General features: G+C 52.8%; 11 protein-coding genes. 8 read left to right on the plus strand and 3 right to left on the minus strand.

The annotated features are described in order from the left end of the window. Nucleotides 1-280: 280 nt before the first annotated feature. The 8 genes from secE (at nt 281) to rpoC (ending at nt 12493) form a co-directional block, all read left to right on the plus strand. Nucleotides 281-664: a preprotein translocase subunit SecE gene (gene secE, locus APU02_RS04095; RefSeq protein ID WP_042293049.1), complete on the plus strand. Its 384-nt coding sequence runs from the start codon at nt 281-283 to the stop codon at nt 662-664. 1 nt (nt 665) lies between these two features. After that, a complete protein-coding gene (nusG, locus tag APU02_RS04100) occupies nt 666-1211 on the plus strand; it encodes a transcription termination/antitermination protein NusG (RefSeq protein ID WP_003862341.1) in 546 nt (181 codons plus the stop codon). Between the two features lie 154 nt (nt 1212-1365). Further along, nucleotides 1366-1794: a 50S ribosomal protein L11 gene (gene rplK / locus APU02_RS04105; protein WP_012133815.1), complete on the plus strand. Its 429-nt coding sequence runs from the start codon at nt 1366-1368 to the stop codon at nt 1792-1794. Between the two features lie 3 nt (nt 1795-1797). After that, nucleotides 1798-2502: a 50S ribosomal protein L1 gene (gene rplA / locus APU02_RS04110; protein ID WP_001096690.1), complete on the plus strand. Its 705-nt coding sequence runs from the start codon at nt 1798-1800 to the stop codon at nt 2500-2502. A gap of 414 nt (nt 2503-2916) precedes the next feature. Then, entirely contained in the window at nt 2917-3414 is a 498-nt protein-coding gene (gene rplJ / locus APU02_RS04115; RefSeq protein WP_042293041.1) for a 50S ribosomal protein L10, read from the plus strand. 66 nt (nt 3415-3480) lie between these two features. After that, complete coding sequence (rplL, locus tag APU02_RS04120) at nt 3481-3846, plus strand: 50S ribosomal protein L7/L12 (RefSeq protein ID WP_012133812.1); 366 nt, start codon at nt 3481-3483, stop codon at nt 3844-3846. A 318-nt stretch (nt 3847-4164) separates the two neighbouring features. Next, nucleotides 4165-8193, plus strand: coding sequence for a DNA-directed RNA polymerase subunit beta (gene rpoB / locus APU02_RS04125; RefSeq protein WP_042293034.1), 4029 nt, complete (start codon nt 4165-4167; stop codon nt 8191-8193). Nucleotides 8194-8269: 76 nt separating this feature from the next. Continuing rightward, nucleotides 8270-12493: a DNA-directed RNA polymerase subunit beta' gene (gene rpoC, locus APU02_RS04130; protein ID WP_042293032.1), complete on the plus strand. Its 4224-nt coding sequence runs from the start codon at nt 8270-8272 to the stop codon at nt 12491-12493. 84 nt (nt 12494-12577) lie between these two features. On the opposite strand, the gene APU02_RS04135 is transcribed toward rpoC, so the two are convergent. From APU02_RS04135 to APU02_RS04145, 3 genes are all read right to left on the minus strand, one after another. Continuing rightward, nucleotides 12578-12898 (minus strand): PTS lactose/cellobiose transporter subunit IIA, encoded by a 321-nt coding sequence (locus APU02_RS04135; RefSeq protein ID WP_042293030.1) that lies wholly within the window; start codon nt 12896-12898, stop codon nt 12578-12580. Continuing rightward, nucleotides 12898-13206 (minus strand): PTS sugar transporter subunit IIB, encoded by a 309-nt coding sequence (locus APU02_RS04140; protein ID WP_060569353.1) that lies wholly within the window; start codon nt 13204-13206, stop codon nt 12898-12900. The genes APU02_RS04135 and APU02_RS04140 overlap by 1 nt, the downstream gene beginning before the upstream one ends. Nucleotides 13207-13389: 183 nt before the next feature. Then, on the minus strand, nt 13390-14928 hold the full coding sequence (locus APU02_RS04145; RefSeq protein ID WP_060569354.1) for a sensor domain-containing diguanylate cyclase: 1539 nt from the start codon (nt 14926-14928) through the stop codon (nt 13390-13392). Between the last annotated feature and the right edge of the window lie 285 nt (nt 14929-15213).

Raw genomic sequence — 15213 nt, forward strand, 5'->3', positions numbered from 1 at the left:
CGTCCTGTAGGTGCGGGCGTGGTTGCTAAAGTTCTCGGCTAATTGCTGATAACATTTGACGCAATGCGCAATAAAAGGGCATCATTTGATGCCCTTTTTGCACGCTTTCGAACCAGAACCTGGCTCATCAGTGATTTTATTTGTCATAATCATTGCTGAGACAGGCTCTGTAGAGGGCGTTAAACCGAAGTGCTAACGCGTATTTCGGTACAAGGTTGATAGGTTAGCCTCGCATTCGCGGGGTGAAATTATTTGTAGAATTCTTCTGACAGGTTGGTTTATGAGTGCGAATACCGAAGCTCAAGGGAGCGGGCGCGGCCTGGAAGCGATGAAGTGGATCGTCGTCGTGGCGTTGCTGCTCGTGGCAATTGTCGGCAACTATCTTTATCGTGACATGATGCTGCCGCTGCGTGCGCTGGCCGTAGTAATTCTGATTGCTGCAGCGGGTGGTGTCGCGCTGTTGACGACAAAAGGTAAAGCAACGGTTGCTTTTGCCCGCGAAGCGCGTACGGAAGTACGTAAGGTCATTTGGCCGACTCGCCAGGAAACATTGCACACCACGCTGATTGTGGCTGCGGTTACCGCGGTAATGTCACTGATCCTGTGGGGACTGGATGGTATTCTGGTTCGCCTGGTTTCCTTTATCACTGGCCTGAGGTTCTGAGATGTCTGAAGCTCCTAAAAAGCGCTGGTACGTCGTTCAGGCGTTTTCCGGTTTTGAAGGCCGCGTAGCAACGTCGCTGCGCGAGCATATCAAATTACACAATATGGAAGAGTTGTTTGGCGAAGTCATGGTGCCGACCGAAGAAGTGGTCGAAATCCGTGGCGGTCAGCGTCGTAAGAGCGAGCGCAAATTCTTCCCGGGTTACGTACTGGTACAGATGGTCATGAATGACGCGAGCTGGCACTTAGTACGTAGCGTACCGCGTGTGATGGGCTTTATCGGTGGTACTTCCGACCGTCCTGCGCCAATCAGCGATAAAGAAGTTGATGCGATCATGAACCGCCTGCAGCAGGTGGGGGATAAGCCGCGTCCGAAAACGCTGTTTGAGCCGGGTGAAATGGTTCGTGTTAACGATGGTCCGTTCGCTGACTTTAATGGCGTGGTCGAAGAAGTGGATTACGAGAAGTCCCGCCTGAAAGTCTCTGTTTCTATCTTCGGTCGTGCGACCCCGGTAGAACTGGACTTTGCCCAGGTAGAAAAAGCCTAAGCAGCGATCAAAAAAGCGACGATTTAATCGTTGCACAAGGCGCGAGATTGGAATACAATTTCGCGCCTTTTGTTTTTATGGGCCTGGCCCGTAAAACGATTTTATTCACGGGGAGCCTTCCTGAGGCGCTATCACCCAATTCGAGGAATTTAGAATGGCTAAGAAAGTACAAGCCTATGTCAAGCTGCAGGTTGCAGCTGGTATGGCAAACCCGAGTCCGCCGGTTGGTCCAGCACTGGGTCAGCAGGGCGTTAACATCATGGAATTCTGCAAAGCGTTCAACGCAAAAACAGATTCCATCGAAAAAGGTCTGCCGATTCCGGTTGTTATCACCGTTTACGCTGACCGTTCTTTCACTTTCATTACCAAGACTCCGCCGGCAGCCGTTCTGCTGAAGAAAGCGGCTGGCATTAAGTCTGGTTCTGGTAAGCCGAACAAAGACAAAGTGGGTAAAATTTCCCGCGCTCAGCTGCAGGAAATCGCGCAGACCAAAGCTGCCGACATGACTGGTGCCGACATTGAAGCGATGACTCGCTCCATCGAAGGTACTGCACGTTCCATGGGCCTGGTAGTGGAGGACTAAGAAATGGCTAAACTGACCAAGCGCATGCGTGTGATCCGTGAGAAAGTTGATGCGACCAAACAGTACGACATCAACGAAGCTATCTCTCTGCTGAAAGAACTGGCTACCGCTAAGTTCGTAGAAAGCGTAGACGTTGCCGTTAACCTCGGTATCGATGCGCGTAAATCTGACCAGAACGTACGTGGCGCGACTGTACTGCCGCACGGTACTGGCCGTTCCGTTCGCGTAGCCGTATTTACCCAGGGCGCAAACGCTGAAGCTGCTAAAGCTGCTGGCGCTGAACTGGTAGGTATGGAAGATCTGGCTGAACAGATCAAGAAAGGCGAAATGAACTTTGACGTTGTTATTGCTTCTCCGGATGCAATGCGCGTTGTTGGCCAGCTGGGCCAGGTACTGGGTCCGCGTGGCCTGATGCCAAACCCGAAAGTGGGTACTGTAACCCCGAACGTTGCTGAAGCGGTTAAAAACGCGAAAGCGGGTCAGGTTCGTTACCGTAACGACAAAAACGGCATCATCCACACCACCATCGGTAAAGTGGACTTTGACGCTGACAAACTGAAAGAAAACCTGGAAGCTCTGCTGGTTGCGCTGAAAAAAGCAAAACCGTCTCAGGCGAAAGGCGTGTACATCAAGAAAGTTAGCATCTCCACCACCATGGGTGCTGGCGTTGCCGTTGATCAGGCTGGTCTGAGCGCATCTGCGAACTAAGATTAGCTTTACGTGGGCGGTGGTTTTGTCTACAATTCTACCCCCACGATTCTGCAAATAGCAGATTTATATTCGAGATATTCAGTTTGTGGCAAGGCAGCAACTGAGCGAATCGCCAGGAGCATAGTTAACTCTGTGACTGGTGTGAGCGAAGGAAGCTAACGCCACCACAGACAGAATAGCGAAGAATAGAAAGAATTTGTTCGTTGGAGCCTGGCCTATCCAGGCCTCCGTCGAAGACCGCAGGTGTTTCGTAAGAAACTTAATGCCCTGCGTAGACGGTGACAGAACGCTAAGATTATTTTTGGATATTCTGGCTTGTTTCTGCTCACCGTATTAAGACGCTCTCTCCGTTGGGAAGAGTGAAGTGAGTTCCGGAACATGAGTTCCGGCAAACATCCAGGAGCAAAGCTAATGGCTTTAAATCTTCAAGACAAACAAGCGATTGTTGCTGAAGTCAGCGAAGTAGCCAAAGGCGCGCTGTCTGCAGTAGTTGCGGATTCCCGTGGCGTAACTGTAGATAAAATGACTGAACTGCGTAAAGCAGGTCGTGAAGCTGGCGTTTACATGCGTGTTGTTCGTAACACCCTGCTGCGCCGTGCTGTTGAAGGTTCTCCGTTCGAGTGCCTGAAAGACACGTTTGTTGGTCCGACCCTGATTGCATACTCTATGGAACACCCGGGCGCTGCTGCTCGTCTGTTCAAAGAGTTCGCGAAAGCGAATGCAAAATTTGAGGTCAAAGCCGCTGCCTTTGAAGGTGAGCTGATCCCGGCGTCTCAGATCGACCGCCTGGCAACTCTGCCGACCTACGAAGAAGCAATTGCACGCCTGATGGCAACCATGAAAGAAGCTTCGGCTGGCAAACTGGTTCGTACTCTGGCTGCTGTACGCGATGCGAAAGAAGCGGCTTAATCGCCGTTATCTTTATAAAGCATCCGCTTACGTATAAACTTATTCTGATATTCAGGAACAATTTAAATGTCTATCACTAAAGATCAAATCATTGAAGCAGTATCCGCTATGTCCGTAATGGACGTTGTAGAACTGATCTCTGCAATGGAAGAAAAATTCGGTGTTTCCGCTGCTGCTGCTGTAGCTGTAGCTGCTGGCCCGGTTGAAGCTGCTGAAGAAAAAACTGAATTCGACGTAATTCTGAAAGCTGCTGGCGCTAACAAAGTTGCTGTTATCAAAGCAGTACGTGGCGCAACTGGCCTGGGTCTGAAAGAAGCTAAAGACCTGGTAGAATCTGCTCCGGCCGCTCTGAAAGAAGGCGTGAGCAAAGATGACGCTGAAGCACTGAAAAAATCTCTGGAAGAAGCTGGCGCTGAAGTTGAAGTTAAATAAGCCAACCCTTCCGGTTGCAGCCTAAGCGATTAGGCTGATGGCTGGTGACTTTTTGGTCACCAGCCTTTTTGCGCTGTAAGGCGCCAGTAGCGTTTCACACTGTTTGACTACTGCTGTGCCTTTCAATGCTTGTTTCTATCGACGACTTAATATACTGCGACAGAACGCCCGTTCTGTGTAAATCGCAATGAAATGGTTTAAGCGTGATAGCAACAGGCATTGCGGAAAGTATCCATTTTCCGGTCAACAAAATAGTGTTGCACAAACTGTCCCTGTGCAGGACAGATGGGTCGACTTGTCAGCGAGCTGAGGAACCCTATGGTTTACTCCTATACCGAGAAAAAACGTATTCGTAAGGATTTTGGTAAACGTCCACAAGTTCTGGATGTGCCTTATCTCCTTTCTATCCAGCTTGACTCGTTTCAGAAGTTTATCGAGCAAGATCCTGAAGGGCAGTATGGTCTGGAAGCTGCATTCCGTTCCGTGTTCCCGATTCAGAGCTACAGCGGTAATTCCGAGCTGCAATACGTCAGCTACCGCCTTGGCGAACCGGTGTTTGACGTTCAGGAATGTCAGATCCGTGGCGTGACCTATTCCGCACCGCTGCGCGTAAAACTGCGTCTGGTGATCTACGAGCGCGAAGCGCCGGAAGGCACCGTAAAAGACATTAAAGAACAAGAAGTCTACATGGGTGAAATTCCACTCATGACAGACAACGGTACTTTCGTTATCAACGGTACTGAGCGTGTTATCGTTTCCCAGCTGCATCGTAGCCCGGGCGTCTTCTTCGACAGCGATAAAGGTAAAACACACTCTTCCGGTAAAGTACTGTATAACGCGCGTATCATTCCTTACCGTGGTTCCTGGCTGGATTTCGAATTCGATCCGAAGGACAACCTGTTCGTCCGTATCGACCGTCGCCGTAAACTGCCTGCGACTATCATTCTGCGTGCGTTGAACTACACCACAGAGCAGATCCTGGACCTGTTCTTCGAAAAAGTCGTCTTTGAGATCCGCGACAACAAGCTGCAGATGGAGCTTGTACCGGAACGCCTGCGTGGTGAAACCGCCTCCTTCGATATCGAAGCGAACGGTAAAATCTACGTTGAAAAAGGCCGCCGCATTACTGCACGTCATATTCGTCAGCTGGAAAAAGACGATATCAAACATATCGAAGTTCCGGTTGAATATATTGCAGGAAAAGTAGCCTCGAAAGATTACGTTGATGAATCTACTGGCGAGCTGATCTGCCCGGCGAACATGGAGCTGAGCCTGGATCTGCTGGCTAAGCTGAGCCAGTCTGGCCACAAACGTATCGAAACGCTGTTTACCAACGATCTGGATCACGGCCCGTACATTTCTGAAACGGTACGCGTCGACCCGACCAACGATCGTCTGAGCGCGCTGGTAGAAATCTACCGCATGATGCGCCCGGGTGAGCCGCCGACACGTGAAGCAGCGGAAAGCCTGTTCGAGAACCTGTTCTTCTCCGAAGACCGTTATGATCTGTCTGCGGTCGGTCGCATGAAGTTCAACCGTTCTCTGCTGCGTGATGAAATCGAAGGTTCCGGTATCCTGAGCAAAGACGACATCATCGAAGTGATGAAGAAGCTCATCGATATCCGTAACGGTAAAGGCGAAGTCGATGATATCGACCACCTCGGCAACCGCCGTATCCGTTCCGTAGGCGAAATGGCGGAAAACCAGTTCCGCGTTGGCCTGGTACGTGTAGAGCGTGCGGTGAAAGAGCGTCTGTCTCTGGGCGATCTCGATACCCTGATGCCTCAGGATATGATCAACGCCAAACCGATTTCTGCGGCAGTGAAAGAGTTCTTCGGCTCCAGCCAGCTGTCTCAGTTTATGGACCAGAACAACCCGCTGTCTGAGATCACGCACAAGCGTCGTATCTCCGCACTCGGCCCGGGTGGTCTGACCCGTGAACGCGCAGGCTTCGAAGTTCGAGACGTACACCCGACCCACTACGGTCGCGTATGTCCAATCGAAACGCCTGAAGGTCCAAACATCGGTCTGATCAACTCCCTGTCCGTGTACGCGCAGACGAACGAGTATGGCTTCCTTGAGACGCCGTATCGTCGCGTGGTTGATGGCGTGGTAACCGATGAAATTCATTACCTGTCTGCTATTGAAGAAGGCAACTTCGTTATCGCTCAGGCGAACTCCAACCTGGATGAAGACGGCCACTTCGTAGAAGATCTGGTGACCTGCCGTAGCAAAGGCGAATCCAGCTTGTTCAGCCGCGACCAGGTTGACTACATGGACGTATCCACCCAGCAGGTGGTATCCGTCGGTGCGTCCCTGATCCCGTTCCTGGAACACGATGACGCCAACCGTGCATTGATGGGTGCGAACATGCAACGTCAGGCCGTTCCGACTCTGCGTGCAGATAAGCCGCTGGTTGGTACCGGTATGGAACGTGCTGTTGCCGTTGACTCCGGTGTGACTGCCGTTGCTAAGCGTGGCGGTACCGTTCAGTACGTGGATGCCTCCCGTATCGTTATCAAAGTTAACGAAGACGAGATGTATCCGGGCGAAGCGGGTATTGATATCTACAACCTGACCAAATACACCCGCTCTAACCAGAACACCTGTATCAACCAGATGCCGTGTGTTTCCCTGGGTGAGCCGGTTGAGCGCGGCGACGTGCTGGCAGACGGTCCGTCCACCGACCTCGGTGAACTGGCGCTCGGTCAGAACATGCGCGTAGCGTTCATGCCGTGGAACGGCTACAACTTCGAAGACTCCATCCTCGTGTCCGAGCGTGTTGTCCAGGAAGACCGTTTCACCACCATCCACATTCAGGAACTGGCGTGTGTGTCCCGTGACACCAAGCTGGGGCCGGAAGAGATCACCGCTGACATCCCGAACGTGGGTGAAGCTGCGCTCTCCAAACTGGATGAATCCGGTATCGTTTATATCGGTGCGGAAGTGACCGGCGGCGACATTCTGGTAGGTAAGGTCACGCCGAAAGGTGAAACCCAACTGACGCCAGAAGAGAAACTGCTGCGCGCGATCTTCGGTGAGAAAGCGTCTGATGTGAAAGACTCTTCTCTGCGCGTACCAAACGGTGTTTCCGGTACGGTTATCGACGTTCAAGTCTTTACCCGCGATGGTGTAGAAAAAGACAAGCGCGCGCTGGAAATCGAAGAAATGCAGCTCAAGCAGGCGAAGAAAGACCTGTCTGAAGAACTGCAGATCCTCGAAGCGGGCCTGTTTAGCCGTATCCACGCAGTGCTGGTTTCCGGTGGCGTTGAAGCTGAGAAGCTCGACAAACTGCCGCGTGACCGCTGGCTGGAGCTGGGCCTGACCGACGAAGAGAAACAAAATCAGCTGGAACAGCTGGCTGAGCAGTATGACGAACTGAAACACGAGTTCGAGAAAAAACTCGAAGCGAAACGCCGTAAAATCACCCAGGGCGACGATCTGGCACCGGGCGTGCTGAAGATCGTTAAGGTCTATCTGGCGGTTAAACGCCGGATCCAGCCTGGTGACAAGATGGCAGGTCGTCACGGTAACAAAGGTGTAATTTCTAAGATCAACCCGATCGAAGATATGCCTTACGATGAAAACGGTACGCCGGTAGACATCGTACTGAACCCGCTGGGCGTACCGTCTCGTATGAACATCGGTCAGATCCTGGAAACCCACCTGGGTATGGCTGCGAAAGGTATCGGCGACAAGATTAACGCCATGCTGAAACAGCAGCAGGAAGTCGCGAAACTGCGCGAATTCATCCAGCGTGCGTACGATCTGGGCGCTGACGTTCGTCAGAAAGTTGACCTGAATACCTTCAGCGATGAAGAAGTTCTGCGTCTGGCTGAAAACCTGCGCAAAGGTATGCCAATCGCAACGCCGGTGTTCGACGGTGCGAAAGAAGCGGAAATTAAAGAGCTGCTGAAACTGGGTGACCTGCCGACTTCCGGTCAGATCACGCTGTTCGACGGCCGTACGGGTGAACAGTTCGAGCGTCCGGTAACCGTAGGTTACATGTACATGCTGAAACTGAACCACCTTGTCGACGACAAGATGCATGCTCGTTCCACCGGTTCCTACAGCCTGGTTACTCAGCAGCCGCTGGGTGGTAAGGCGCAGTTCGGTGGTCAGCGCTTCGGGGAGATGGAAGTGTGGGCGCTGGAAGCATACGGCGCGGCATACACCCTGCAGGAAATGCTCACCGTTAAGTCTGATGACGTGAATGGTCGTACTAAGATGTATAAGAACATCGTGGACGGCAACCATCAGATGGAACCGGGCATGCCGGAATCCTTCAACGTACTGTTGAAAGAGATTCGTTCGCTGGGTATCAACATCGAACTGGAAGACGAGTAATTCTCGCTCAAACAGGTCACTGCTGTCGGGGTAACACCCGGCAGCGGAATGTGCTAACTCCGACGGGAGCAAATCCGTGAAAGACTTATTAAAGTTTCTGAAAGCGCAAACTAAAACCGAAGAGTTTGATGCGATCAAAATTGCTCTGGCTTCGCCAGACATGATCCGTTCATGGTCTTTCGGTGAAGTTAAGAAGCCGGAAACCATCAACTACCGTACGTTCAAACCTGAGCGTGACGGCCTTTTCTGCGCCCGTATCTTTGGGCCGGTAAAAGATTACGAGTGCCTGTGCGGTAAGTACAAGCGCCTGAAACACCGCGGTGTGATCTGTGAGAAGTGCGGCGTAGAAGTGACCCAGACCAAAGTGCGCCGTGAGCGTATGGGCCACATCGAGCTGGCCTCTCCGACTGCTCACATCTGGTTCCTGAAATCGCTGCCGTCCCGTATCGGCCTGCTGCTCGATATGCCGTTGCGCGATATCGAACGCGTGCTGTACTTCGAATCCTATGTGGTTATCGAAGGCGGTATGACCAACCTGGAACGCCAGCAGATCCTGACTGAAGAACAGTATCTGGATGCGCTGGAAGAGTTCGGTGACGAATTCGACGCGAAAATGGGCGCCGAAGCGATCCAGGCCCTGCTGAAGAGCATGGATCTGGAGCAAGAATGTGAAACGCTGCGCGAAGAGCTGAACGAAACCAACTCCGAAACCAAGCGTAAGAAGCTGACCAAGCGTATCAAACTGCTGGAAGCGTTCGTACAGTCCGGCAACAAGCCGGAGTGGATGATCCTGACCGTTCTGCCGGTTCTGCCGCCAGATCTGCGTCCGCTGGTTCCGCTGGATGGCGGTCGTTTCGCAACGTCGGATCTGAACGATCTGTACCGCCGCGTGATCAACCGTAACAACCGTCTGAAACGTCTGCTGGATCTGGCTGCGCCGGACATCATCGTACGCAACGAAAAACGTATGCTGCAGGAAGCGGTTGACGCCCTGCTGGATAACGGTCGTCGCGGTCGTGCGATCACCGGTTCTAACAAGCGTCCTCTGAAATCTTTGGCCGACATGATCAAAGGTAAGCAGGGTCGTTTCCGTCAGAACCTGCTCGGTAAGCGTGTTGACTACTCCGGTCGTTCTGTTATCACCGTCGGTCCATACCTGCGTCTGCATCAGTGCGGCCTGCCGAAGAAAATGGCGCTGGAGCTGTTCAAACCATTCATTTACGGCAAGCTGGAACTGCGTGGCCTCGCCACCACCATCAAAGCCGCGAAGAAAATGGTTGAGCGTGAAGAAGCTGTCGTTTGGGATATCCTGGACGAAGTGATCCGCGAACACCCGGTACTGTTGAACCGTGCGCCGACGCTGCACCGTCTGGGTATCCAGGCATTCGAACCGGTACTGATCGAAGGTAAAGCTATCCAGCTGCACCCGCTGGTGTGTGCGGCGTATAACGCCGACTTCGATGGTGACCAGATGGCTGTTCACGTACCGCTGACGCTGGAAGCCCAGCTCGAAGCGCGTGCGCTGATGATGTCTACCAACAACATCCTGTCCCCGGCGAACGGCGAACCTATCATCGTTCCGTCTCAGGACGTTGTACTGGGTCTGTACTACATGACCCGTGACAGTGTTAACGCCAAAGGCGAAGGCATGGTGCTGACTGGCCCGAAAGAAGCTGAGCGTATTTATCGCGCTGGCCTGGCCTCTCTGCATGCGCGCGTCAAAGTGCGTATCACTGAATACGAAAAAGATGCTAACGGCGAATTCGTTGCGAAAACCAGCCTGAAAGACACGACCATTGGCCGTGCCATTCTGTGGATGATCGTACCGAAAGGTCTGCCTTTCTCCATCGTCAACCAGGCGCTGGGTAAGAAAGCGATCTCCAAAATGCTGAACACCTGCTACCGTATTCTGGGCCTGAAACCGACCGTAATTTTTGCGGACCAGACGATGTATACCGGCTTTGCGTATGCAGCGCGTTCAGGTGCATCCGTTGGTATCGATGACATGGTCATCCCGGATAAAAAATACGAGATCATCTCTGAGGCGGAAGCCGAAGTTGCTGAGATTCAGGAACAGTTCCAGTCTGGTCTGGTGACCGCGGGCGAACGCTATAACAAAGTGATCGATATCTGGGCTGCGGCGAACGATCGTGTATCCAAAGCGATGATGGATAACCTGCAAACCGAAACCGTGATTAACCGTGACGGTCAGGAAGAACAGCAGGTTTCCTTCAACAGCATCTACATGATGGCCGACTCCGGTGCGCGTGGTTCTGCTGCTCAGATTCGTCAGTTGGCGGGTATGCGTGGTCTGATGGCGAAGCCGGATGGCTCCATCATCGAAACGCCAATCACCGCGAACTTCCGTGAAGGTCTGAACGTACTCCAGTACTTCATCTCCACGCACGGTGCGCGTAAAGGTCTGGCGGATACCGCGCTGAAAACGGCGAACTCCGGTTATCTGACCCGTCGTCTGGTTGACGTGGCGCAGGATCTGGTGGTAACCGAAGACGACTGTGGTACGCACGAAGGTATCCTGATGACGCCGGTTATCGAGGGTGGCGACGTTAAAGAACCGCTGCGCGATCGCGTACTGGGTCGTGTTACCGCTGAAGACGTACTGAAGCCGGGTACTGCCGACATTCTGGTTCCGCGCAACACGCTGCTGCACGAACAGTGGTGTGACCTGCTGGAAGAGAACTCTGTCGATGCCGTGAAAGTGCGTTCCGTCGTATCCTGCGACACCGACTTTGGTGTCTGTGCGCACTGCTACGGTCGTGACCTGGCGCGTGGCCACATCATCAACAAAGGTGAGGCTATCGGCGTTATCGCGGCACAGTCCATCGGTGAACCGGGTACACAGCTGACGATGCGTACGTTCCACATCGGTGGTGCGGCATCTCGTGCGGCTGCGGAATCCAGCATCCAGGTGAAAAACAAAGGTAGCATCAAGCTCAGCAACGCGAAGTCGGTTGTGAACTCCAGCGGTAAACTGGTTATCACCTCCCGTAACACCGAGCTGAAGCTGATCGACGAATTCGGTCGTACCAAAGAGAGCTATAAAGTGCCTTACGGCGCGGTTATGGCGAAAGGTGATGGCGAGCAGGTTGCCGGCGGTGAAACCGTTGCAAACTGGGATCCGCACACTATGCCGGTTATCACCGAAGTAAGTGGTTTCATCCGCTTTACTGACATGATTGACGGCCAGACCATTACTCGTCAGACCGACGAGCTGACCGGTCTGTCTTCTCTGGTGGTTCTGGATTCTGCTGAACGTACTACCGGCGGTAAAGATCTGCGTCCTGCACTGAAAATCGTTGATGCTCAGGGTAACGACGTGCTGATCCCGGGTACCGATATGCCTGCGCAGTACTTCCTGCCGGGTAAAGCGATTGTACAGCTGGAAGATGGCGTACAGATCAGCTCTGGTGACACCCTGGCGCGTATTCCGCAGGAATCCGGCGGTACCAAGGATATCACCGGTGGTCTGCCGCGCGTTGCGGACCTGTTCGAAGCCCGTCGTCCGAAAGAGCCGGCAATCCTGGCTGAAATCAGCGGTATTATTTCCTTCGGTAAAGAGACCAAAGGGAAACGTCGTCTGGTTATCACCCCGGTAGACGGTAGCGAGCCATACGAAGAGATGATTCCGAAATGGCGTCAGCTCAACGTGTTCGAAGGTGAACGCGTAGAACGTGGTGACGTGGTTTCCGACGGTCCGGAAGCGCCGCACGACATCCTGCGTCTGCGTGGTGTGCATGCTGTGACCCGTTACATTGTTAACGAAGTCCAGGACGTATACCGTCTGCAGGGCGTTAAGATTAACGATAAGCACATCGAAGTTATCGTTCGTCAGATGCTGCGTAAAGCTACCATCGAAAACGCGGGCAGCTCCGACTTCCTGGAAGGCGAGCAGGTTGAATACTCCCGCGTCAAGATCGCGAACCGCGAACTGGAAGCGAACGGCAAAGTGGGCGCAACGTACTCCCGCGATCTGCTGGGTATCACCAAAGCGTCTCTGGCTACCGAATCGTTCATTTCTGCCGCATCGTTCCAGGAAACCACGCGTGTCCTGACCGAAGCAGCCGTTGCGGGTAAACGCGACGAACTGCGTGGCCTGAAAGAGAACGTTATCGTGGGTCGTCTGATCCCGGCAGGTACCGGTTACGCGTACCACCAGGATCGTATGCGTCGTCGCGCAGCGGGCGAACTGCCAGCTGCTCCGCAGGTGACTGCCGAAGATGCATCCGCGAGCCTTGCAGAACTGTTGAACGCAGGTCTGGGCGGTTCCGACAACGAATAATCGTTGATGCCTTTAACAAAAACCCGCTTCGGCGGGTTTTTTTATGCTTTTTTTCAGCCCGGTAAGCGTCTCGCCACCGCGTTTTTATTCGTTCGAAAGCGGTAGCCGACGATAAAGCTCAATCATATCGCCCGCCAGATCCTGGATGACCATCGCGTTCATCAGGTGATCCTGCGAGTGGACGGTAATCAGGTTAACCGGCAGCTTTCCTGTACCTTCATCGAGCCCAATAAGCTGCGTCTGGATGGTGTGCGCATGCTTCACATACTCGCGCGACTCTTTCATCGCTTTTTCGGCTTCGTCAAAATCACCTTTGCGAGCCATCTGCAACGCTGTCAGGGCAGCACTGCGCGCCGCACCCGCGTTGACCAGCAGTTCCATGATTGTCGTTTCTAAGTCTTCCATTATGACTCCAGCAGTTTGAGCGCTTTTTCCAGTACGGCATCGCCTTTCATCATGCCGTAATCCATCATGTCGATCACCGCGACCTTCTTGCCCAGCGGATCGGCCTGCGCCTGCAGCTTTGCCTGCTCGTATTTCACCTGCGGGCCCAGCAGAACAATATCCGCCGTAGCGATATTTTCCTTGAACTCGGCGACGGGCACTGCCTTGATAGTGACTTCAACGCCTTTCTTCTGAGCGGCATCTTTCATTCGTTGTACCAGCATGCTGGTGGACATCCCGGCGGCACAGCATAAAACGATGTTCTTCATAGTTGGCTCTCACGGTTCCGTTGATACTTCATCTTTAGTCCCGCTGCAGGCAGAGAACAACCGGCTCGCGTTGAATGTGTGTAAAACATCACAAAGAAACCGCACAAAAAATGAAACCGGTTACGGTTTTTCTTAATTCGTAAAAAAGCCCGTCGTGACGGGCTTTGCAGGGTGGGGCCGAAATCAGCCGTTGGTGGTGATGATGCGATTCTTGCCTTCCTGTTTCGCTTTATACAAGGCTTCATCTACCCGCATCACCAACTGTTCCTGGCTTTCCAGATTCCATTCACCCAGTCCGGCGCTGAAGGTGACATGTAACCCTTCCTCACGCCAGGTTCGCCGGGCGATCTGTTCACGCCAGCGTTCCAGCAACGGAAGCGCATTGTTTAACTGCTCACCCGAAAACAGTACGGCAAATTCTTCACCGCCATAGCGGTACAAAGACACCGCCTCGGGTTGCAGGATCTGAATGCCTTCACGCGCGACGTTGCGTAAAACAATGTCTCCGTTCAGGTGGCCCCATGTGTCATTGATGGATTTAAAGTTATCAATATCTACCAGCGCCAGGGCAAACGGTTGGTGATCGTTCATCAGCGCGGCAATGTCGTTATCAAACGCGCGCCGGTTTTTACAGCCGGTCAGGGCGTCAATCGTCGCCTGACGCACGTAAATCAACTCGCGTTCTTTGTTGGATTCAATGGCCTTACTGAGCATCGCTTCAAGACGCGGCGCGCGGTTAACGTCGCCGGTTTTGATCGCATTGATAATGTTCATCAGTACCGTACGCGAAGCGTGACGCAAATAAAGGCCGAACAATGCAATCATGATGGCGGCGAGGGCAAAGCCCCAGGCGACAATATTGGTCTCATGGCGCGTCAGATCCAACAGCGTGGGATTAGACACCCGATAAATCACAAACCAGTCCGGATTAGTAAATGAATAGTAGTAGTACCAGGTTTGGCTGTCCGGATCGTACAGGTTCCCTTCGCCGCTGGTCATCTTATTCATGATGTCTTTACTGACGTACTGCTTGAACAACGCGCCCGTATCCGGATGAAGCACCACCTGCCCGTCTCGATCGACCACGAAAAATTCTCCCTGTACAGGGGCAACCATCTGACGCAGGGTATACCCCATCGAGGTCAGATCGAGGTGAAATGCGATACTGCCTTTCAGTTTGCCCTCCGGCGAGATGATGGGTTTGTAGATCGTCACCGTCGGATTGCGGGTGAAATGGTCAAGGTAGGGTGAGGTGTAGCGACTAAAGGTGCTGGCCTCGGCTTGATCCATAAACCACGGGCGCGTTTTGGCGTCAAAAGACCGACTGCGTTCGTTGTTCAGCACCTGCGGCGCGCGCAGATAATGACCCTCAATATCAGCCAGCGAGACGGAAGAGACGGAAGGCATCAGCGTTTGTAACTGCATCAGCGTCTTCAGGCCGTTGTCCGGGTCGAGGTTCACCGTTTCATTCAAATGATCATTGCGGGAAAAAAAGGTCGCCGCGCGGCCCAGAATATAATCATTTTCCCGCAACAGCGATTCGGTATAGTTCACCGCGAGGTTATGGGTAAAGTTACGGTTGATGTTATGGTAATCCTCAAGGAAATCATTCCGTTGAGTAAACGTAATAAAGATGGCGATCAGCACAAAGCTCAGCAAGATCCCCGTAAAGCTCACCAGTATGGGTGTGGTAAAAGAGAGTTTTCTGTTATGACGTGCCATTACTGTTACTTGTTCCAGAAGGTAAAAATCCTGAAGATAAGTGCGCCGTGAAACGCGCAAAGTGGCTTTGCATATCAGGAAAGGATGCCTGTAATTATAATCCCGACAATATGACTCGCGGTGATTTATCTTAAATATTACGCCGTCTTGTTGCCACTTTTCGCTGAAACTGGGATTTAACCTCGCCGATAGCAGTGAGGGCAGGGCGAAACGAGGAAGAAGCTTTTCGCCCTGGACAGCACTGCTGACGGACGTACCTTAAAAAAGCGGGAGGCTGACAGCAAC

This window comes from Citrobacter sp. 50677481 (assembly GCF_001463265.1).
GTDB lineage: Bacteria > Pseudomonadota > Gammaproteobacteria > Enterobacterales > Enterobacteriaceae > Citrobacter_A > Citrobacter_A sedlakii.

Bases quoted from the DNA above. Each gene is read 5' to 3' on its own strand.
- APU02_RS04140 (WP_060569353.1), bottom strand. From the start codon at position 13,206: ATGAAGAACATCGTTTTATGCTGTGCCGCCGGGATGTCCACCAGCATG.
- APU02_RS04145 (WP_060569354.1), bottom strand. From the start codon at position 14,928: ATGGCACGTCATAACAGAAAACTCTCTTTTACCACACCCATACTGGTG.
- secE (WP_042293049.1), top strand. From the start codon at position 281: ATGAGTGCGAATACCGAAGCTCAAGGGAGCGGGCGCGGCCTGGAAGCG.
- rplL (WP_012133812.1), top strand. From the start codon at position 3,481: ATGTCTATCACTAAAGATCAAATCATTGAAGCAGTATCCGCTATGTCC.
- nusG (WP_003862341.1), top strand. From the start codon at position 666: ATGTCTGAAGCTCCTAAAAAGCGCTGGTACGTCGTTCAGGCGTTTTCC.
- rpoB (WP_042293034.1), top strand. From the start codon at position 4,165: ATGGTTTACTCCTATACCGAGAAAAAACGTATTCGTAAGGATTTTGGT.
- rplJ (WP_042293041.1), top strand. From the start codon at position 2,917: ATGGCTTTAAATCTTCAAGACAAACAAGCGATTGTTGCTGAAGTCAGC.
- rplA (WP_001096690.1), top strand. From the start codon at position 1,798: ATGGCTAAACTGACCAAGCGCATGCGTGTGATCCGTGAGAAAGTTGAT.
- APU02_RS04135 (WP_042293030.1), bottom strand. From the start codon at position 12,898: ATGGAAGACTTAGAAACGACAATCATGGAACTGCTGGTCAACGCGGGT.
- rplK (WP_012133815.1), top strand. From the start codon at position 1,366: ATGGCTAAGAAAGTACAAGCCTATGTCAAGCTGCAGGTTGCAGCTGGT.